Genomic DNA, 19,390 nt, shown 5'->3' with positions numbered 1-19,390 from the left:
GATTGCGGAAAACTGCCAGTTTACCGGAGTCGGCGGACGCCCCCGCGTTTTTCGGCGTGCGATACGCCGCGTAGTCACCGCGTGTCGGCCGCCGGTGCGGGGGCCGACGCTTGCGTGCCGGGGAAGTACTTGTCGAGCAGCGCCTGCGCGATCGCGTCGCTTTCCGCGTCCGGATTGCCCGCGTAATCGGATGGCCGGAAATGCATCTGGAACGCCGCGATCACGCGTTGCGTGCGCGTGTCGAGCACGCCGTCGGTCGGCACGTCGTAGCCGTAGCGCGCGAGCTTGAACTGCAGGTCGCGCACGTCGACCGGCGCGTGCGGGTCGCGGCCGCCGAGCCGCGCGGCGACGGTCGCGTCGTCCGGCCATGCGCCGACGCCGGCTTGCGCGAGCGCATGCCACGGGAACAGCGGGCCGGGATCGATCTTGCGTTGCGGCGCGATGTCGCTGTGCCCGACCACGCGCGTCGGCGCAATCCCGTAGCGCGCGACGATGTCCTTCGACAGACGGATCAGCGCGTCGACCTGCTCGGGCGGATACGGCTGCCAGGTACGCTGCTGCGCGTCGAGCGGGCCGCGGTTCACGTTCTCGATGCCGATCGACACCGCGTTCAGCTCGGTCGTGCGCTGCCACTCGCTGACGCCCGCGTGCCACGCGCGCCGCGCTTCCGGAACGAGCTGGTAGACGACGGGCATCCCGCGCTCGGTGCGCGGCTGCGGCGGGATGACGTAATGCACGCTGACCGACTCGCCGGTCAGCGTGCGCAGCGATTTCGTCTCGTCGCTTTCGGTGTAATGCATCACGAGAAAGCGGATCCGCGAATCGGCGCCGCGCGCGTGCAGGCTCGTGTCGGCGTAGTAGGCGTCGCGTTCGACGAGCGACGGCGACGTGCAGGCCGCCAGCAGGCCGAGCACGGCGCAGGAGACGCCAACACGAAACAGGGTCATCGGTCGCGGGTTCCGCAGAGCCGCGTGCCGCGTTGCATCGCGACGCGCGTCGTTCGGGTCATTCGACGCCCGCGCATCGCGCGCGGGACGGGGCAGCCCCGGGCTCAGCCCTTCACGCGCCGCTGGCGCACGGCTTCGTACAGGCACACGCCGCTGGCGACCGACACGTTCAGGCTTTCGACGCTGCCGGCCATCGGGATGCTCATCACTTCGTCGCAGGTATCGCGCGTGAGCCGGCGCATGCCTTCGCCTTCCGCGCCCATCACGAGCGCGACGGGGCCGTCGAGCTTCGTGTCGTAGAGCGTCGCCGACGCCTCGTCCGACGTGCCGATGATCCACACGCCGGCCTCCTTCAGCTCGCGCAGCGCGCGGGCGAGGTTCGTCACCGTGATGTACGGCACCGTATCGGCCGCCCCGCTCGCCACCTTGGCCGCGGTCGCGTTCAGGCCGACCGCCCGGTCGCGCGGCGCGATCACCGCGTGCGCGCCGGCCGAATCGGCGACCCGCAGGCATGCGCCGAGGTTGTGCGGATCGGTGACGCCGTCGAGCACGAGCAGCAGCGCGGGCCCGTTGATGCCGTCGAGCAGCTCGGACAGGTTCTGCGCGAGCGGCATGTCCTCGACGCGCGCGACGACGCCCTGGTGGCGCTCCGTATGCGCGAGGCCCCACAGGCGCGTTTCGTCGGCCGCGATCAGCCGCACGCCCGCTTCCTTCGCGGTGTGCAGGAAGTCCTGCATGCGGCGGTCGCGGCGCGTCTGGTCGTACAGCACCTCCGCCACCGTCGATGCATCGTGCCGCAAACGTGCGGTCACCGCATGAAAACCGTAAAGAACCTTCAGACGTGACATGACTGGAACAACCTTCGATCAAACGTGCGGCCGTGCGACGTGCGCGGCCGCGATCCATGGAAAAGGAAAGCGCCGCGTGGCCGGCCGATGACCGGTGACGCGGCGTCTCTCGATACTGCGGGGCGTGCGCGTACGCCGCCCCGAACGCTCAATACTTCTTGCGGGCGCGGGCCTTCTTCGCGGTCGGCTTCGCGGGTGCGCCGCCGCCACCGCCGCCGCCCTTCTTCTTCGCGGCGCCACGCGCGGCGCGCGCTTCCTTCACCGCGACGCTCGGCGCGCTCGCGGCCGGCTTGCGACGCGGCGCGGCTTCGTCGACCGGCGGCAGCGCACGCACGCGCGGGCCGCCGCCGTTGCGATCGACGCCGGCAGCCGGCGCGGGCGACGGACGCGGCGCCTTCACCGGCGTATCGCGCACGAGGCGGAAATCGATCTTGCGCGCATCGAGATCGACGCGGCTCACCTGCACGCGCACGCGATCCGACAGGCGATAGCGGATGCCCGTGCGTTCGCCGCGCAGCTCGTTCTTGATCTCGTCGTACTGGAAGTAGTCCGAGCCGAGCTCCGTCACGTGCACGAGCCCTTCGATGAACAGCGTGTCGAGCTGCACGAAGATGCCGAACGACGTCACGCCGTTCACCATCCCGCCGTACTCCTCGCCGAGCTTGTCGCGCATGAAGTAGCACTTGAGCCACGCCTCGACGTCGCGCGACGCTTCGTCCGCACGGCGCTCGTTCGCCGAGCAGTGCAGGCCAAGCTCTTCCCAGATCGCCGTGTTCGAGCGCGAACGGCCGCGCGCTTCGTCGTCGGCCTGCTGCATCGCGCGGGCGCGCGGCGACAACGCGGTATTCAGCTCGAAGCCTTCCGGCGCCTTCGGCGCGTACTTCTTGCCCGACAGGATCGCGTAGATCGCGCGGTGCGTGAGCAGGTCCGGATAGCGGCGGATCGGGCTCGTGAAGTGCGCGTACGCCTCGTATGCGAGACCGAAGTGACCGATGTTGTCGGGGCTGTAGACCGCCTGCTGCATCGAGCGCAGCAGCATCGGCTGCAGCATCTGCGCGTCCGGCCGGTCGCGGATCTGCGCCATCAGCGCCGCGTAGTCGCTCGCATGCGGCTTGTCGCCGCCGCCGAGCGAGAGGCCCATGCCGCGCAGGAACGCGCGCAGGTTCTCGAGCTTCTCCGGCGTCGGCCCCGCGTGCACGCGGTACAGGCCCGGATGCTTGTTGCGCTTCAGGAAATCGGCCGCGCAGACGTTCGCGGCCAGCATGCATTCCTCGATCAGCTTGTGCGCGTCGTTGCGCTGGCGCGGCACGATCTGCTCGATCTTGCCCTGCGAATTGCAGACGATGTAGGTCTCGGTCGTGTCGAAGTCGATCGCGCCGCGCTTTTGACGGGCGGCGAACAGCGACTTGTAGACGCCGTACAGATCCTGCAGGTGCGGCAGCAGGTCGGCGCGGCGCGCGGCCTCCGGCCCCTTCGTGTTCGACAGCACGGCCGCGACTTCGGTGTACGTGAGGCGCGCCGCCGAATGGATCACGGCCGGATAGAACTGGTATGCCTTGATCTCGCCGCGCCCGGTGATCACCATGTCGCACGCGAGCACGCAGCGATCAACCTGCGGATTCAGCGAACAGAGGCCGTTCGACAGCTTCTCCGGCAGCATCGGGATCACGCGGCGCGGGAAGTAGACCGACGTGCTGCGCTCGAGCGCGTCGGCGTCGAGCCCGCTACCCGGCTGCACGTAGTGCGACACATCGGCGATCGCGACGATCAGCCGGTAGCCGTCGCCGCGGCCGACCTTGACCGGCTCGCAGTAGACGGCATCGTCGAAGTCGCGGGCGTCCTCGCCGTCGATCGTCACGAGCGGCACGTCGCGCAGGTCGACGCGGAAACGCAGGTCGGCGGGGCGCACCTTGTCGGGCAGCGCGGCGGCTTCGTCGAGCGCCGGCTGGCTGAATTCGTGCGGCACGCCGTACTTGCGCACCGCGATTTCGATTTCCATGCCCGGATCGTCGATGTCGCCGAGCACTTCGACGACACGGCCGAGCGGCTGCGAATGACGGCTCGGGAAATCGGTCAGCTCGACGACGACGACCTGCCCGACCTTCGCCTTCTTCACGTTCTGCGTGATCAGGATGTCGTGGCCGATGCGCTTGTCTTCCGGCGCGACGATCAGCGCGCCGTTCTCGTTCAGCAGGCGGCCGATCACACGCTTGTTCGCGCGCTCGGTGACTTCGACGACATGCCCTTCCGGCCGGCCGCGGCGATCGTAGCCGACGATCCGCGCGAGCACGCGGTCGTTGTGCATCACCTTCTGCATTTCGCCGTTCGGCAAGAACAGGTCGTCCTGGCCGTCGTCGCGGATCACGAACCCGTAGCCGTCGCGATGCCCTTGCACGCGCCCTGCGACGAAATTCGACGGATGGGTCAACTGGTAGTGGCCGCGCTTGTCGAGGCGGATCTGGCCGTCGCGCTCCATCGCGGCGACACGCCGGAAGAACCCCTCGCGCTCCTGACGCTTGATCGACAGGGCTTCGGCGATGTCGTTGGCGGCCAGCGGCGCGTCGCTCGTACGCAGCACGCCGAGAATCTCTTCACGGCTCGGAATGGGGTACGGATATTTGCTCAAGGGTTTGTCGATGATTGTTCTCGTTGCGTTGACTGATGGTGCACGGCATCAACATAGAGGTGTCCGTCTGACAGTTCTATATTGACGGCGGCGGGTCATTCTATCACCCGCCCGTGTCGCCAAAAGACGGGAATGCCGCCGGCGCGCGCGGCGACGGCCGGTTTGCGATGCATCGCAAAAAAGTGTTGACAGGAATAATTGGGGCGCTATAATTTCGCTTCTTTGCAGCAAGCAGCTACTGCAAAACGTGCCCAGGTGGCGGAATTGGTAGACGCACTAGGTTCAGGTCCTAGCGGTGGCAACATCGTGGAGGTTCGAGTCCTCTCCTGGGCACCATCTGTATTTAAAAAGGTCGGCTTCTAGCCGGCCTTTTTTCATTTTCGGCCCAGGAAGTAAAGCGCCTGCGCGCCCGCCTTCCCTTTCATCGACTCACTGCGGCGGCCTCGTCAAAGCATGCGCTTCAGCACGCCGTTCTTCGACACGAAATGGTGCTTGAGCGCGGCGCCCGCGTGCGCGACCACCAGCAATGCCAGCAGATAGCAGCCGATCTTGTGCAGGACGAACCAGTGCTCGGTAACCGGCCCCGCGCTGAACGGCGTATTCACGTAAACCGCCCAGAACAGCCAGTAGCCGTCCGGCACCATCACGAAGCCGCTGAACAGCACGAACGCGACGAGCGCGTAAATCAGCGAGTGCACCAGATGCGCGATCGACCGCTGCTTCGAAGGAATCGACGCGATGTCGGGCGGCGTCCGACGGAAGAACGACCACACGTAGCGCAGCGGAAACAGCACGATCAGGCTGCTCGCGAGCGACATGTTGAGCGTCGACACGAAACGCCAGACGTCCGGCTGGGTAATGAAGTGCAGCGAGAATCCGGCCACCATCGTGTACAGGATCACGACCGCGAAGATCCAGTGCAGTGCGCGGGAAAAGCGATCGTAGCGGCCGTCATCCGAAGACGCTTGCCGAAAACTGGTCTGAGAAACCGTATGCATGATTCATCCTTTATCGATTGCCATTGCAGTGTTGTGTTGGAACAGTGGATGAAATTATCGACGTCGATTCCGGTATGGATAAGCATCCTCAAAGATTTCAAAACGCCCGGTCCGGCGCTGGCCGGCGCGCGGACGAGCGCCGCGTGGCCGGCCGGCGTCAACGCATCTCGATCAGGAATGTCATCACGCCGTCGCCCGAACCCGCCGTCACGCGCTCGCCGTACTGGTAGTACTGCGCGGTGAACGGCAACGTGGTCGCGCCGACGGTCGCATCGCCGAGGCTGTGCCACGCATTCAACGCCACCGGCGCTTCGTCCTTCAGCACGCGGATCCCCACCCCTTGCGCGGCAGCGTCGCCATGCAGCTTCAGCACGTCCGCCGTGCCCGGCACCGTCTCGCCGAGCAACTGGATCGACAGCGGCGTCGGCCGCGCTTCTCCATACGGGCTGCAGGTCAGGTTGATCGCGAATTCCCGCGACGCACGGGTCGAGCCCGGACCATCGAAAGCGTTCGCGGGCACCGCGCCGAGCGGCACGACAAGATGCTTGGAATCGGTATTGACCGTGCAAGCGACACCGCGCACATAGCTGCTCGTGATGTGCTTGTGCACCACGTTGTGGTCGGGGTCGCCAATCGCGGCCGATGCATCGACGCTCAGCACCTGCCCCTGCAGGAAGCCGGGCGTCACCGGCCCGGTCTTGACGAGTTCCACGTCGATCACGTACTCGCGCGCCGTGCCATCGCCCGGATGCACGCCGAGCAACCCGTCGGTCTGGCCGCCGAGATCCTCGCCATCGCGCGCCACGCGAAGCGCGAGCCCGGGCAGGTTGCTTGCCCAGAGGTTCATGCCCGGCAGCGGACCGAACTCGCTCGCATACCGCAACGTGCGTGGCTCGGGCACGTTCTGGCCGTTGCGCGAGCAGGTGACGGTCAGCGTGAAACGCGCCGACGCGACGATGCCGCCGGCGTCGACACTGTCGGCCGCGATCGGGCCGAACTCGAGCGGATTGAAGTCTTCGGGCGCGCTCAGGCACGTGGCGAACGCGGGCGCCGTACCGAGCGTCAGCGCGACGAGTGCCGCCCAGCGGCGCAGACGCGCGGCAAATCGGAAAGTCGAGGGTTTCATGATCGGGATGACGAGGTTGACGCGGCGTCGGCCCGCAGCGCCGGATGCGCGCGCGAGCAGACGGCCGCGAGTTCGGGAAAATTGCGATGCGCGGTCGATTCGCCGATGTCGTACGACAGCGCGCAGCGTTCGTCCGCACGCATGCCCCAGCGCACGAGCAGGTCGCCGGCGCGGTCGATCCCCGTGACGAAGCCCTGACCGTTCGGGCCGACCATGCCGACCGCCTTGCCGTTCGCCGTCAGCACGGCCGCGCCGAACGGCACCGGCTTGCCCGCGTCGTCGACCAGATCGAGCATCAGGCGCCCGGCCTCGACCTCGAACGGCGCCAGCACGACCGCCCCGCGCGTCGGCACGACGTGCACGATCGCGTTGCGGATCTCGAGCCGGCGATCGAGCTCCGCGGTCCGCAATGCGATGCGGTTCTGCCGGTACGGCGTGACATGCGGCACGACCGCATAACCCGCGCGGTCGGTACGCACGCCGGCATGCGCCACCACGCCGACGCCGGCCGCGCGCTCGCTGCGCACGAGCGCGACGGTTTCGCCGAGCGGCTGCGACAACGTCACGCCGCCGCCGTGCACGAGCACGCCGCCCGCGGCACTGACCGATGTCTGCGAGCCGCCGCGCGCCTGGTTGTGGGTGGCCGAGAACTGGCCGGCCGTCGCCCGATAGTTCAGGTTCAGGGCGCCGCCGAGGCCGTTCGCCGATCGATCGGCGTCGACGCCATAGCTGAGGCTATCGTCGGCGAGCAGCGTGCCGAACACGCCCGCGCGCTGCTCCGTGCCGGCAGTGCCGGCGATCAGCGTCGCGCTGCCGTACGCGCGAGGCGCCGCCGTGCGCCCGCCGCCGATCGGAAGCGACAGGTTCAGCGACACCTGCCGGCTGCTCGCGCCGCGGGCGCGCGACTCGTGGCTGACGCTCACGTTGTACGACACGCGCGATACGCTACCCGAATAGCCGAGCTGCACCAGCCGGTCTTCCCCCGCGCCGTCGCGGTACGTGCGCCGGCTCGCGTTGACGTACAGCGAGCCCGCGCGTCCGAGGTTCTGCGACACGCTCAGCTCGCTGCGGCTGCGCTTGCCGGCGCGATACGCCCACCGGTCGACCGACGCCGCATAGCGCACCGCGACGTCGGACAGGCTGCGATAGCCGTCTGAATAATGATGGTGCGCGGCGCGCAGCTCGGTGCCGGTGGCCGCGAACGCCTTCGCGAACATCAGGCGCGCGGCGCTGCCGGCCCCCGCCTGCCCCGCGTGGTTCCGGTGGCGCGCATGCGTGACGTCGACCGACACCGCGCCCAGGCGCGCCATGTTGCGCGCGACCCCGGCCGCCAGCGCCGCATAGCCGCTCGCGAAGGTCGCGCCGCCGTAGATCGTCGTCTCGCCCGGCAAGCCATAGGCGGCGCTCGCCGACGCGAACCACTGCGGCCGGCCGGAATCGGCGCGCAGGCGGCCCGCGGCCGCGCGATACGACCACGCGTTCTGGCGCAGCAGGGTCGGAATACTCGCCGACGACTGAATGAAGCTGCGCGCCTGCCCGTCGGCCTCGATGATCGTCACCTCGAGATCCGCGTTCGACGCGACCGCATACAGATCGTCGATCTCGAACGGGCCGGGCGGTACGTAGCTGTTGTAGATCAGATAGCCGTTCTGACGGATCTCGACCTTCGCGTGGCTTTGCGCGATGCCGCGCACGACGGGCGCGTAGCCGCGCTGGCTGTCCGGCTGCATGGTGTCGTCGGACGCGAGCTGCACGCCCTGGAAGGCCACGCTGTCGAACACGCTGCCGGACGTGAAGCTGTCGCCGAGCGTCACGCGGCTGCGCCACGCGGGGATGTCGCGTTCGAGATAGGCGTTCGAGAACTGCGTCTGCAAACCGGACGCGTTGCGGTTCGCCATCGCGCTGCCGCGCAGGCGCCACGCGCCGAGGTTCAGGCCCGCGCGCACGCTGCCGTAGGCTTCCGTCGCGTGGCCCGACGGCAGGTCGCCGTAGCGCCGCTGCGCGGCGTTGACACGGTAGTCGATGCGCATCGCATCGATGCCGTTGTCCCAGCGCGACGGATCGACCGAGCCGCGCGGGACCCGCTTCATCTTCGCCTGCGGGACCGTCAGCGACAGCGCCTGGCGATCCGGGTCTACCGTGACGGTCGCGTCCGGCATCGCGTCGCGCAGGTTCATGCAAGCGGACGCATTGTCCTGTGCATCCGCGAGTCGCGGAAACGCCGCGAGATTCACGCCGAACGCATCGAGTTGCGCGGCGCTCAGGCACGGCCGTACCGATTCGTCGGGGGCGCCGCGCTCGAAGCGGATGTCGTTCAGGCCGTACGATTCGCCATTCACCGCCACCTCGACCGGATGGATGCCGGGCAGCAGCACGTTCGCCTCGGCGAACGCGTCGAGGTCCACGTCCGCCTGCGTGTTGCCGAACGCGAGGAACGCGGGATTGAATGCCGTCTGCGCGTGCGCGGACCCGCCGCCCGCGATCGGCAATCCGATCGCGAGGGTCGAGGCGAGCGCGAGCACGCATCGGCGCAGCAGGTGAAGGCGTCGTGTCATGAACGAAAGGCGCGGCGCGCGCCGGATGAACGCGCACCGCGTGAGGTCTGAAGGATGAAAAGGTCGTAAAAGCGGATCGTGAAGCGCCCGTCGGCCGCGGCTGCGCGACCGCGTCGCATCAGGTGGCGTCGGCCGGCACCGTCACCGTGACGGTCGGCGTCACGGCGCCGTAGTCGTTGATCGTGCTGAACCGCAGCGCGACCGGCTGCGCCGGCAGCGCACGGAGGTTGCGCAGCGGGTAGGTCGTCGCCTGCAACGGCGGCGCCGTCTCGAGATCGACATCCTCGGTCGCCCCCGCATCGACGTCGATCTTCGCGAACGTGACGTGATAAGGCGTCGGATTGAACACCGCCAGCATCGCGCCGTCGCGCGACGGCACGATGCGCCAGGTCAGCGCCGCCGGTGCATCGGCCGCCGAGCCGGTCAGGCCCTGCGGGCGGTAGAACGCCTTGAGCCGCGTCTGGATCGCGATCTGCAACACGTTCTCCTGCTTCGCCGCGACCGGTATTTCCTTCACGTTCAGCCACAGCATCGACTCGCGATCGGCCGGCAGTGCGTGCTTGACGCGCATCACGCGCAGCAGGTTTTCCTTGCCGGGATCGAGCCGCGACAGCGGCGGCGTAACGAAGAACGGCGCTTTCGCGCCGGCCTGCGCGGGCCCGCCGTCGATCCACGCCTGCACGACATACGGCTGGCCGTCCGTGTTCTTCACGGGCACGACGGCCTCGCGCCGGTCTTCCTGCAGGATCACGCGGGTCGCGCCCACCACGATGCCCGCGAGCGCGCCGTGAGTCATGCACAGCCCGAGCATGCAGGCAAGCACGCGGGGTACGAAGCGATGCGTCATCGGCTGGCCCCCTCGGCTCAACGGTAGTTCAGCGTGAACGACGCCGTACCGTTCGCCTCGCCCGCCTCGGTCTGGTCCGACGTCGAAACGTAGTTCGCGGCGAAGTTCAGCACGTTGCTGCCCGGCGTCAACTGGAGTGTGTCGGACTCCGTATTGATGCCGATCTGCTTGCCGTCTTCGTGCATCAACTGGATACCGACGCCTTTCGCGTCGTCCTTGCTGCCGGTGCCGACCGCGAGCAGCGTCGCATCTTCGCCGTGCGACAGCCCTTCGAACTGCGCACGCACGCCGCTCAACTGCTCATTGCACTCGCTCAGCGCGATCTGGAACGGCACGCGACGGCTTTCCCGGCCCGCTTCGGCGAGCTGGTCGATACCGATTGCGCCGAGCGGCACCTGAATATTGCTGTTGTCGATCTTGCAGGTCGTCGCGACGATCTTGCCGTGGAAGTTCACCGTGCCGTCGGCCGCGAACGCGGACGTCGAACCGAATGCCGCCATCAGGGCGAGCAGCACGAAAGGTTTCTGGAACTGTTTCATCGAATGTCTTGGGGAAAAGTAAGGAGCTTCACTGCCGGTCCCGGACAGCGGAACCGTGAACCCGTCGAGTTCACAGGCATTATTCCGGCCCGGTCGCCGCCACCCAACAAATGTGAAGAGATCCTCAACGATCGCCCGACAGGCGCCGCACGCGCGCCGAGCGCGAGCGCGATCTCGCACCGGCGTGACCGAACGTGCCGTTCGAACCGGTGGAAAATGACAGAGAAAGAACAGGTGGATGAATGGATCGCGAAGCGCGCCGCCGCGCATCACGACAGCGTCGCGACGTGCATCGTTGCAATGCCGAACGGCGGCGGAAGGCCAGCGAGCCGAGGCGGTGCGCCACCCCGCGTCGCCGGATCGGGAGACGAAGCGGCCGCTATCCGGCCGGATGCTCAGGCCCGCTCGAGCCGGTATCCGTAGTTGTAGACCGTCGTGATCACGAGGCCATTTTTTGCGCGCAGCCCGAGACTCGAGCGCAGCTTGCTCACGTAGGTGGCAAGCGTCGCGTCGTACTTCCGGTCGACCACGCCCCAGATGCGCTTGATCATCATGTCCTTCGACACGATCCGCCCGACGCTCTCGAACAGCATCAGCGCGACCTCGAACTCGCGCAGAGACAGTTCGACCGGCGCACCGTCCACGGTCGCGGCGTGCGCGCTCACGTCGAGCGCGAACTTGCCGACCTCGACGACCTTCGCCCGCTGCGTCTCGGGATAGTACTTGCGCGCCTGCGCGTTCACGCGTGCAACCAGCTCGCGCTCGCGCAGCGGCTTGATCAGGTAATCGTCGGCGCCGCTGTTCAGACCGAACACGATGTCGTTCTCGCCGTCGTGCTGCGTCATCATGATGATCGGCAGCGCGTCGGCGAACGATTCGCGCGCCCAGCGCATCACCTCGATCCCCGACTTGCCCGGCACGTCCCAGTCGAGCAGCAGCACGTCGACGCGCTGGGTGCGCACCAGTTCGATGAAGCCGTCGCCGTCGTGCCGCACCTCCGTGTCGTAGCCGGCCTTGTTGAGCCAGCCGGCCACGACGCCTGCCTGGGTCACGATGTCTTCAAGTATTGCGACAATCATGTTCGTCCTGATCTCAGTATGCCGCCCCGTCTCCCGGCCCGTTCGCCGCAGCGTCGACCGGAGCGGGCGGCAGATAAACAAAAGTCCATTCGCTGTACGCGCCGCTGTCGCCGAACGCGTCGTATCGCGCCGGGAAACCCTGGCGCTTCAGCGGTTGCCCGGGCGCCTCGCTGAACACGCCCATGATGCCGCCGTCCGGCGCCTTCACGAGCCCCCACTGCGTCGACCCGGTCAGCGGATCGGCGTACAGGCGCCGCAGGTGACGCACCGTCGGCAGCCCGCGACGATCCTCGAGCAGCGCGTCGAGCGACGCCGGATAGCGGCCGCCTCCCGCCGCATTGTAGTAGCTTGCGATCGCCGCGCGAAACTGGTCGCCGACGAACAGGAGCTGCGCCTCGCGGTCGCGCTGCTGCACCGTCGTCCAGATCCGCGCCGCCTGCGTCATGCCGAGCCCGAGCGCCGCGACCAGCATCAGCACGCCGAGATACGCGATGCCGCGCTGTCTGCGCAAGCCGCATCGCCGATCACCACGTCGCATAGTCGCTCCCGTCGAGCGCGCGCCCTTTCGCCCCGCTCTTCACGTCCGCGATGCCACCCGTCTCGCCGGCCTGCGGCCGCCACGAGCCGCGCTTGCCGGTGACCGGATCGAGCGGCAGCTCGCGCAGGTAGCGCTGCTCGACCAGCGCATCGAGCGTGGCGGGATCGCGGCCGTGATCCGCCCGATAGTCGTCGATCGACTGGCGCAGCGTGTTCAGGTTGTGACGCAGCACCGTTTCCTTCGCGCGGTCGCTCTGCTTCAGGTAGCCGGGCGCGACGAACGCGGTGAGCGCCGCGATGATCGCCATCACGACGAGCAACTCGATCAGCGTAAAGCCGGCGGCGCGGCGCACACGACTACCACTGGTTGTACGGGACGCCATTGAGGCCCTCCTTGCGGTTGGTCGAGCGGATGTCGAACACGTCCTCACCGGAAGAAAACGAATCGGGATCGCTCGCGTAGCTGCGCGTTTCCCACGTGTCTTCGGGCGCCTTGCCGTCGCATTCGCACATCGGATCGGCGGGAATCTTGCGCAGGAAATACAGTCGCGCACCGTCCGTCGACTTCTTGTCGACGACGCCGTCGACGAGCACGCGCAGGTCGGCCGGGTAGCCGCTCGCGTCGACGCTGCGCTCGATCCGCCCGTCGCTCGCCGCCTCCTTGTATGCATCGAGTGCCGAGCGGATCACGACCAGCGTACGGCGCAGCTCGGCCTCGTCCGCGCGCCGCTTGACCAGATCCGTCAACGGCAGCGCGACGGTCGCGAGCAACGCCAGCAGCGACATCGCCACCATCAGCTCGATCAGCGTAAAGCCGCGCGCACGGGCACGTCGACGGACGCTCATGCGAAGCCCCGCGTGCGGGACAGCAGCATCGGCGCGTCGGCGTACAGCGGCGCGGCCGGTTCGGGCCCGCCCACGAAGCGATCGACGAACGCCTGCAGCGTGGCGATCAGCGAGCGCACCGCGGTAGCGACCCGGTGCTCGCCGCGCGCAGGCGCAGCGGCGGCGCTCGCCTGCGCGTCCGGCGCCGGTGCGCCGGCATGCTCGAGCGCGGCCGGTCGCGCGCGCTGCGACGCCCCGTCGATGTCGCTCGCGCGATCCAGCTCGATTCGCGCCATCGCGATTTCCGCGCGCAGGCCGGCAGGCTTCGCCGGCGTGGCGGCCGCGTGCGGCGCATCCTCTCGCGGCGCTACCGTCCGACGGTTCGCCGCCGTGCCGGCCGGGGCGAGCGCGGCCACCTTGACGGCGGCAACCGGCTGCTGCCCGGCCGCGGCACGCGTACGCATCATTCCCACGCCGCGCACGCCGGACTCGACTGCAGGGCTCGTCGCGTCGTCCTGCCGGGCCTCCGCGGGCGCCTGCGGTTGCGCGCCGGCCGACTCTGCCGAGTCGGCGGTGTCGCGCTCCGCGGCTGCACGGTTGCCCGCGGGCGGCGACGGCTCGATCGGCGCGTCCAGATCCGGGCCGTTCGGCGACGGCAGGCGCGCCGGCACGGCCTGCGCGGACTCGAGCGTCAGCGCTTCGGTGGTCACGCGCGACTCGGTGCCCGACAGGAAGGTCGTCACCGCCGACATCGGCAGGTCGAGATTGCGCTCGATATGCGGCGTGATCAGCAGCACGATCTCCGAGCGCTCGTTGCTGCGGCCGTTCGAGCCGAACAGCCGGCCGAGCACGGGCAGGCCCGATACGCCCGGCAGCCCGGCGATGCTGTCGCTTTCGTTGCGCTTGACGAGGCCCGCGAGGATCTGCGTTTCGCCGTTCTTCGCGGTCATCAGCGTCTCGGCGTTGCGCGTGCCGAGCGAATACGCGACCAGGCCGGTCTTCGTGGTTTCCTTCGACAGGATGCTGCTGACCTCCATGTTCACCTTGACGCTCACCTCCTCGTTCAGGCTGATGCGCGGTTCGACCTTGAGCATCAGGCCCACGTCCTGGTAGCTGACCGATTCGGTCACGACGCCGTTCGCGTTGGTGGTCGTGACGATCGGCACGCGTTCGCCGATCTTGATGTTCGCCTTCTCCATGTTGCGCACGCGGATCTTCGGATTGGCGAGCGTCTTCGTCTTGCCCTGCTTCTGCAGCAGATCGATCGCGAGCGCGAGGCCGCCCGATTCGCTCGACACGCCGACGCGGTCGCGATTCAGCCGCAGCAGGTCGCCGAGCGTCAGCGCACTGCCTTCCACGCCGCCGAGCGCGTTGAACTGGATCTTGCCCGGATACTGGACGCCGAGATCGAGGCTGTCGTTCATGTTCACCTCGAGCACCTGCACGTCGAGCGTCACTTCCGATTGCGGGATGTCGAGCCCCATCACCACGCGCTCCGCGACCTGGATCGTCTCCGGCGTGTCGCGCATGACGACCGCGTTCACCCGCTCGTCCACGTACACGTCCTTCGGCTTGACCATCTGGCGCAGCGCGGCCATCACCGATTTGGCGTCCGCATGCGACAGGAAGAATGTGCGAATCGCGAACTCCGTGTAATTGCGGGCCTTCTCAGGCTGCGACGGGTAGACGAGCAGCGTGTGCTTGTCGAGCACCTTCTTCTCGAGCTGGTTGGTACGCAGCAGCAGGTTGATCGCGTCTTCGGCGGTCGTGCGCTCCGCGAGCAGCGTCGCGGCCTGACTGGTGTCCACGTCGCGGTCGAACACGAAATTCACGCCGGACACGCGCGAAATCACGTCGAAGATGTTGGCCAGCGGCTGCTGCTTGAAATTGAGCGACACCGGCTTGCGCAGCGCGTCGGACAGTTGCGGGCGCACCGCGCGGCTGGCCTGCGACTGGCGCAGCATCGTGTCGCGCAGGCGTTTGGCGCCCGCGTGGTTCGGTTGCTCGGCGAGGATGCGCCGCGCGATCTCGAGCGCCTCCTGCGGTTTCTCGCCGCCGATGCGCTGCGCGCGCGCGAGGTCGACCGCCATTTGCTGGCGGCGCTTGACCTGCTCGATCGTCTGGGCGGCTTTCAGGTTGCCCGGATCTTCGCCCAGCACGTTCTCCAGGTGATCGATCGCGGCCGCATGGTTGCCCTGCGCGACTTGGCGGTCGGCTTCCTTCAGTTCCGCGCGCACATACGCTTGCCGGCTGAATTCGACGGCGGTCGCGACGGCGATGTCGTCGGGCGCGGCGGCCTGCTGTTGCTGCAGCGTGCCGAGTCGTTCGGCGGGCGTCGCGGCGGCATCGGGCGCGGGATTGAACGGGGTACTTGCGCATCCTGTCAGCGCAAGCGCCGAAATCAGGAGCAACAGACTGACTTTACGTTTCATGATGGTGTTCGGCAGAGGTTGGATTCGGGGTTCATTGGATCGGGACGGGCAGCGACAACTCGACATCGGCACTGCCGCGGGTCACGATCACCGTGCCCTGTTCGCCCAGTTTCTTCAGCCGGTAGCCTTCGGCGATCTCGTCGCCCGGCCGTACCGCGTCGCGCACGTCGCAGCGCGATCCGCACAGCAGGAACGTCTTGCCGATGCCTTCCAGCACGACGATGCGCTGGCCGCTCTCGCGCCACTCCCCGGCGATCTCGAACGGGACGGCGGCGGCCGGCGGCGCGTCGATCGGCGTGTCGAGCGACGGCGGTTCCGGTTCGGGTGCGGGTTCGGGCGCCGCGACCGGCGGCGGGTCGTCGCGCGCCGGCTCCGCGCCGAGCGACGCCCAGCTCTGCGCCGGGAAGACGTCGACGATCGGCGCCGGGCTGCCGCTCTCGTGCGCGGCGCTGCCGCTCTCGTGCGCGGCGCTGCCGCCGGAGAGGCAAGCGGTGGCGACTGCGAGCGCCAGCGGGATCAGGACGGTGCGCATCATGTATCGGGCCCCAGCAGGCTGACCCGCAGGTCGGCGGTGACGGTGGCGCTGTCGATCCGGTCGCGCTCGATCGACACGCCCTCGATGCGCACCATCGGCTGGTCCGCGATCTCGCGCATCGCTTCGCGCAGCCCGACATAGCTGCCGCTCAGCGCGATGCTGATCGTGAGCCGGCGCAGCTTGCCCTTCATCTCGACTTCGCGGCGATACGTCGCGTGCTTGCGATCCATGCCGCGCTGCGACAGGATCTGGAAAATCGAGTACGCCTGCTCGCTGCTGCGCAGTTGCTGCACCTGCTGCAGCGTCATGCCGCCGGCGCCGGCCTGCTTGCCCGGCTTCGGCAGCGCGGCCAGCTCCGCCACGCGCGCCGAACGCTCGGCCTCGAGCCGCTCGTCGTCCGGCTGCAGGTGCAGCGCGTGAGCGCCGATCAGCGCGACGACCAGTCCGCCCGCGAGCAGCCCCGGCACGCCGAGCTTGGCGGTCGCCGCATAGGCGCCCCAGCGCAGCCGCGCGGCAAGCGCCGTCGTGTCGATTGCTTTCAGGTTCGTCATGGGTGTTCGATGCTCAGGCTGAAGTGAAAGATGTTCTTGCCGTCCTCCGCTTTCGTGCGGTGCTGCAGCAGGCCGATCTTGCGGTCCGGGTGACGGTCGTTCAGACGATCGACGAAGATGTAGATGTGCGACAACTCCGCCGCGCCGCCTTCGATGCGCGCCTCGCGGCCGGCCTTGTCGACCGTCAGCGACTTCAGCGCGATTTGCGGCGTCCATGCGTGCTCGATCCAGTCGACCACCGACAGCCCGGAGCCCGCGGCGCTCGTCTTCTGCTCGGCGAGCACGCGCTCGATGCGGCGCTGCTCCGGCGTCATGCTCTTCTGCCGGCGCTGCTCGCGCTCGATCGCGCGCTTGCGCTGGTCGATACGGCTTTCGAGGCGGTCGACGTCGTCGCGCAACTGGTCGACGCGCGACCACTCGCTCGCGGCGAATGCACCGGTGAGCAACGCGCAGCACAGCGCGACGGCCGCCCACGGCGTGACGCGCGTGCGAGGCGCCGCGAAATCCAGTTCGTCGACGCGCGTCATGCCGGTTCTCCGGATGCGCACACGGGTACGTCGCCCCACCCGTCGTCGAGCAGCGTGACGTCGTCCGCGGCCGGCGGCGCGCCGTCGAGCGCACTCGCGAACGCCGCGCCGGCCAGCGGTTGCCCGGCCATCAGCGCGGCGGCGGCGAACCAGTCGTCGAGCCGCCGGCCGCCCGCACGCGGCAGCGTGACCACGTCGGCCCACTCGCCAGCGCGGCGAAACACGCAGGTGACGACGCGCGGCTGCAATAGTGCGTAGCGGCAGTCTTCCGCGCTCAGGCGGCCCGCATGCAGCGTGAGCGACGCCGACAGCGCATCGCGCACGCTGACGAGCCGCCAGCCGGTGGCGCGGCTCACGGTCGCGAGCGACGCGAGCAACGTGTCGCAGGCCGCCACCGCCAGACGTGCGCGGCCGTGCCGCGCGGCTTCGATACGGATGCGCAGCGCACCGCGCTGCGCGCGGGCGGCGAACAGCGCGCGCGCATAGCCGTCCCAGGCGGCGTCCGACACCAGCCCGTCCTGCCACGGCAGCACGACGCCATGCGTCCACGGATGGCCGACGACGATCCGCAGGCGGTTGCACATCGGCAGGCGCTGCTTCGGCAGGTCGCCCAGCACCCGCGCCAGCGCGTCGGCCGGCAGTCCGTCGTGCGCGACGACGATCTGCGGCGGACCGGCGCGACGCACGCGCCAGCCGTCGCTCGTCCACACGCGCAGCGTGTCGGCGTCGAGCACCGCGACGGCGTTATTCCACGGCGATCGCACGCTGCACCTCCTGGAACGTCGTGAGCCTCGCGCGAATCGCCGCCAGCCCCGCGTCGCGCATCGACTGGTAGTCGGCGTTGTCCGCAAGCGCGCGCGTCCGCTTCTCGATCGAGCGTTCGAGCAACGCGACCTTCATCGCGGCGTCGAGCGTCAGCACTTCCGCGAGCCCGATCCGGCCGTGATAGCCGGTGCCGCGGCACGTCTCGCAGCCCGCGCCGGGCGCGACCACGCGCTTCAGTTCGTCGAGCGGCGCGTCGCGCAGGTCGGCGCCGTGCGCGGCGTCGCCGCAGTTCGCGCAGATCCGGCGTACCAGGCGCTGCGACACGACGCCGTTCAGCGCCTCGAGAAACGTCGACGGCTCCACGCCCATGTAGATGAACCGGTCGATCACGCTGAACCCGTCGTTCGCATGCACGGTCGACAGCACGCGGTGGCCGGTCAGCGCGGATTGCACGGCGATCGACGCGGTCTCCTCGTCGCGGATCTCGCCGACCATGACCGTGTCCGGATCGTGACGCAGGATCGAGCGCAGGCCGCGCGCGAACGTGAGCCCCTTGCGCTCGTTGACCGGAATCTGCAGCACGCCCTGCAGTTCGTATTCGACCGGGTCCTCGATCGTGATGATCTTGTCGTCGCCGGTGTTGACCTCCGACAGCACCGCGTACAGCGTCGTCGACTTGCCGCTGCCGGTCGGCCCCGTCACGAGCATCAGCCCGTACGGACGATGCGCGAGCGCGCGCACGCGCCGCGCCGTCGGCGCATCGAAGCCGAGCACGTCGAGGCTCACGCTGTCGCCGCGCTGCGACTTGTCGAGCACGCGCATCACCGCGTTTTCGCCATGGGTGCCGGGAATGATCGACACGCGGAAATCGATTTCGCGGCCCTGCATCACGACCTTGAAGCGGCCGTCCTGCGGCACGCGCTTCTCCGCGATGTCGAGCGCGGCGAGCACCTTGAGACGCGACAGCGTCTGCGCGGCCGCCTCGAGCCCCGGAATATGGCGGATCGACTGCAGCACGCCGTCGATCCGGTAGCGGATCGACAGGCCGTCCGGCACCGCTTCGAGATGAATGTCGCTGGCGCGGCTCTGCAGCGCGTCGTAGAGCGTCGTGTTGACGAGCCGGATGATCGGGCTTTCGTCCTTCGCGATGCTCGCGAGCGAGATCGACTCGATCGCCTGCGCGAGCGAATCGCCCTGCGTATCGATCGTCACGTCATCCATCAGCCGCTCGCTCGACTCGATGTCGCCGAGCAGCCGCTCGACCTCGCCCGGCGCGCTCATCGCCAGTTCGATCGGCCGCGTGCCGAAGCGCGCAAGCAGTTCGTCGCGCACGTGGCGGGCGAACGGATCGGCGACGACCACGCACGGCGCGCCGTCGAGTTCGACCGGCAGCACGCGCCAGGTCAGCGCGTCGTGCAGCGGCAGCAGGTCGAAGCGCGTGCGCGCCGCGCGCAGCGCATCCGCGTCGACTGCGCCGATGCCGAGGCAGGCGGCCGCCTGTGCGAGCAGCGCCGCATCGGCGGCCAGCAACCCGCCGACGTACTGCGCGAAATCGACGCCCGATGCGTCGGATTCCGACTGCCAGCGTTGAACGATGTGTTCCGTTTTCATTGAATTTTCTCCAGTTGGACAGTGGAATCGCGAACGCGTTGG

At 68.6% G+C, this 19,390-nt stretch carries 18 protein-coding genes and 1 tRNA gene; 1 reads left to right on the top strand and 18 read right to left on the bottom strand.

The window, feature by feature from the left end; all coding sequences use genetic code 11:
• Positions 1-74: 74 nt before the first annotated feature.
• The 3 genes from KR541_RS07810 to rnr form a co-directional block, all read right to left on the bottom strand.
• Positions 75-947: an N-acetylmuramoyl-L-alanine amidase gene (locus KR541_RS07810; RefSeq protein ID WP_089488403.1), complete on the bottom strand. Its 873-nt coding sequence runs from the start codon at positions 945-947 to the stop codon at positions 75-77.
• A gap of 104 nt (positions 948-1,051) precedes the next feature.
• Positions 1,052-1,795 carry a 23S rRNA (guanosine(2251)-2'-O)-methyltransferase RlmB gene (gene rlmB / locus KR541_RS07805; RefSeq protein ID WP_050012544.1) on the bottom strand — a complete coding sequence of 248 codons (744 nt, stop codon included), beginning with the start codon at positions 1,793-1,795 and terminating at the stop codon, positions 1,052-1,054.
• A 148-nt stretch (positions 1,796-1,943) separates the two neighbouring features.
• Complete coding sequence (gene rnr / locus KR541_RS07800; RefSeq protein ID WP_050012543.1) at positions 1,944-4,421, bottom strand: ribonuclease R; 2,478 nt, start codon at positions 4,419-4,421, stop codon at positions 1,944-1,946.
• A 249-nt stretch (positions 4,422-4,670) separates the two neighbouring features.
• On the opposite strand from rnr, the gene KR541_RS07795 reads away from it, so the two are divergent.
• Positions 4,671-4,757, top strand: a tRNA-Leu gene (locus KR541_RS07795).
• A gap of 110 nt (positions 4,758-4,867) precedes the next feature.
• On the opposite strand, the gene KR541_RS07790 is transcribed toward KR541_RS07795, so the two are convergent.
• The 15 genes from KR541_RS07790 to KR541_RS07720 all read right to left on the bottom strand — a co-directional run bounded on the left by KR541_RS07790 (position 4,868) and on the right by KR541_RS07720 (position 19,348).
• A complete protein-coding gene (locus KR541_RS07790) occupies positions 4,868-5,419 on the bottom strand; it encodes a cytochrome b (RefSeq protein WP_050012542.1) in 552 nt (183 codons plus the stop codon).
• Between the two features lie 157 nt (positions 5,420-5,576).
• Entirely contained in the window at positions 5,577-6,545 is a 969-nt protein-coding gene (locus KR541_RS07785) for a fimbrial protein (RefSeq protein ID WP_124630421.1), read from the bottom strand.
• On the bottom strand, positions 6,542-9,100 hold the full coding sequence (locus KR541_RS07780) for a fimbria/pilus outer membrane usher protein (RefSeq protein WP_060733861.1): 2,559 nt from the start codon (positions 9,098-9,100) through the stop codon (positions 6,542-6,544). Before KR541_RS07780 ends, KR541_RS07785 begins: the two co-directional genes overlap by 4 nt.
• Positions 9,101-9,218: 118 nt before the next feature.
• A complete protein-coding gene (locus KR541_RS07775; protein WP_050012539.1) occupies positions 9,219-9,947 on the bottom strand; it encodes a fimbrial biogenesis chaperone in 729 nt (242 codons plus the stop codon).
• Between the two features lie 17 nt (positions 9,948-9,964).
• Positions 9,965-10,486 (bottom strand): fimbrial protein, encoded by a 522-nt coding sequence (locus KR541_RS07770; protein WP_050012538.1) that lies wholly within the window; start codon positions 10,484-10,486, stop codon positions 9,965-9,967.
• Between the two features lie 395 nt (positions 10,487-10,881).
• Positions 10,882-11,565, bottom strand: coding sequence for a response regulator transcription factor (locus KR541_RS07765; protein ID WP_050012537.1), 684 nt, complete (start codon positions 11,563-11,565; stop codon positions 10,882-10,884).
• A gap of 13 nt (positions 11,566-11,578) precedes the next feature.
• Positions 11,579-12,076 carry a type II secretion system protein gene (locus tag KR541_RS07760; RefSeq protein ID WP_235356172.1) on the bottom strand — a complete coding sequence of 166 codons (498 nt, stop codon included), beginning with the start codon at positions 12,074-12,076 and terminating at the stop codon, positions 11,579-11,581.
• 13 nt (positions 12,077-12,089) lie between these two features.
• Positions 12,090-12,485, bottom strand: a complete 396-nt coding sequence (locus KR541_RS07755) for a type II secretion system protein (RefSeq protein ID WP_050012535.1) — start codon at positions 12,483-12,485, stop codon at positions 12,090-12,092.
• Complete coding sequence (locus tag KR541_RS07750; RefSeq protein WP_089488401.1) at positions 12,460-12,948, bottom strand: type II secretion system protein; 489 nt, start codon at positions 12,946-12,948, stop codon at positions 12,460-12,462. Before KR541_RS07750 ends, KR541_RS07755 begins: the two co-directional genes overlap by 26 nt.
• On the bottom strand, positions 12,945-15,359 hold the full coding sequence (locus KR541_RS07745; RefSeq protein WP_216089479.1) for a secretin N-terminal domain-containing protein: 2,415 nt from the start codon (positions 15,357-15,359) through the stop codon (positions 12,945-12,947). Before KR541_RS07745 ends, KR541_RS07750 begins: the two co-directional genes overlap by 4 nt.
• Before the next feature lie 31 nt (positions 15,360-15,390).
• Positions 15,391-15,894, bottom strand: a complete 504-nt coding sequence (locus KR541_RS07740; RefSeq protein ID WP_216089478.1) for a hypothetical protein — start codon at positions 15,892-15,894, stop codon at positions 15,391-15,393.
• A complete protein-coding gene (locus KR541_RS07735) occupies positions 15,891-16,445 on the bottom strand; it encodes a hypothetical protein (RefSeq protein WP_050012531.1) in 555 nt (184 codons plus the stop codon). Before KR541_RS07735 ends, KR541_RS07740 begins: the two co-directional genes overlap by 4 nt.
• The gene (locus KR541_RS07730) at positions 16,442-16,972 is read right to left on the bottom strand and encodes a hypothetical protein (protein WP_050012530.1); all 531 of its coding nucleotides are present in this window, start codon (positions 16,970-16,972) and stop codon (positions 16,442-16,444) included. Before KR541_RS07730 ends, KR541_RS07735 begins: the two co-directional genes overlap by 4 nt.
• Entirely contained in the window at positions 16,969-17,736 is a 768-nt protein-coding gene (locus KR541_RS07725) for a hypothetical protein (RefSeq protein WP_235356171.1), read from the bottom strand. The genes KR541_RS07730 and KR541_RS07725 overlap by 4 nt, the downstream gene beginning before the upstream one ends.
• Positions 17,717-19,348 (bottom strand): GspE/PulE family protein, encoded by a 1,632-nt coding sequence (locus KR541_RS07720; RefSeq protein ID WP_050012529.1) that lies wholly within the window; start codon positions 19,346-19,348, stop codon positions 17,717-17,719. The genes KR541_RS07725 and KR541_RS07720 overlap by 20 nt, the downstream gene beginning before the upstream one ends.
• Positions 19,349-19,390 lie beyond the last annotated feature (42 nt).

This window comes from Burkholderia sola, from assembly GCF_905400185.1.
GTDB classification, from domain to species: domain Bacteria; phylum Pseudomonadota; class Gammaproteobacteria; order Burkholderiales; family Burkholderiaceae; genus Burkholderia; species Burkholderia sola.
This window is presented reverse-complemented; position numbering and strand designations above follow the sequence as displayed.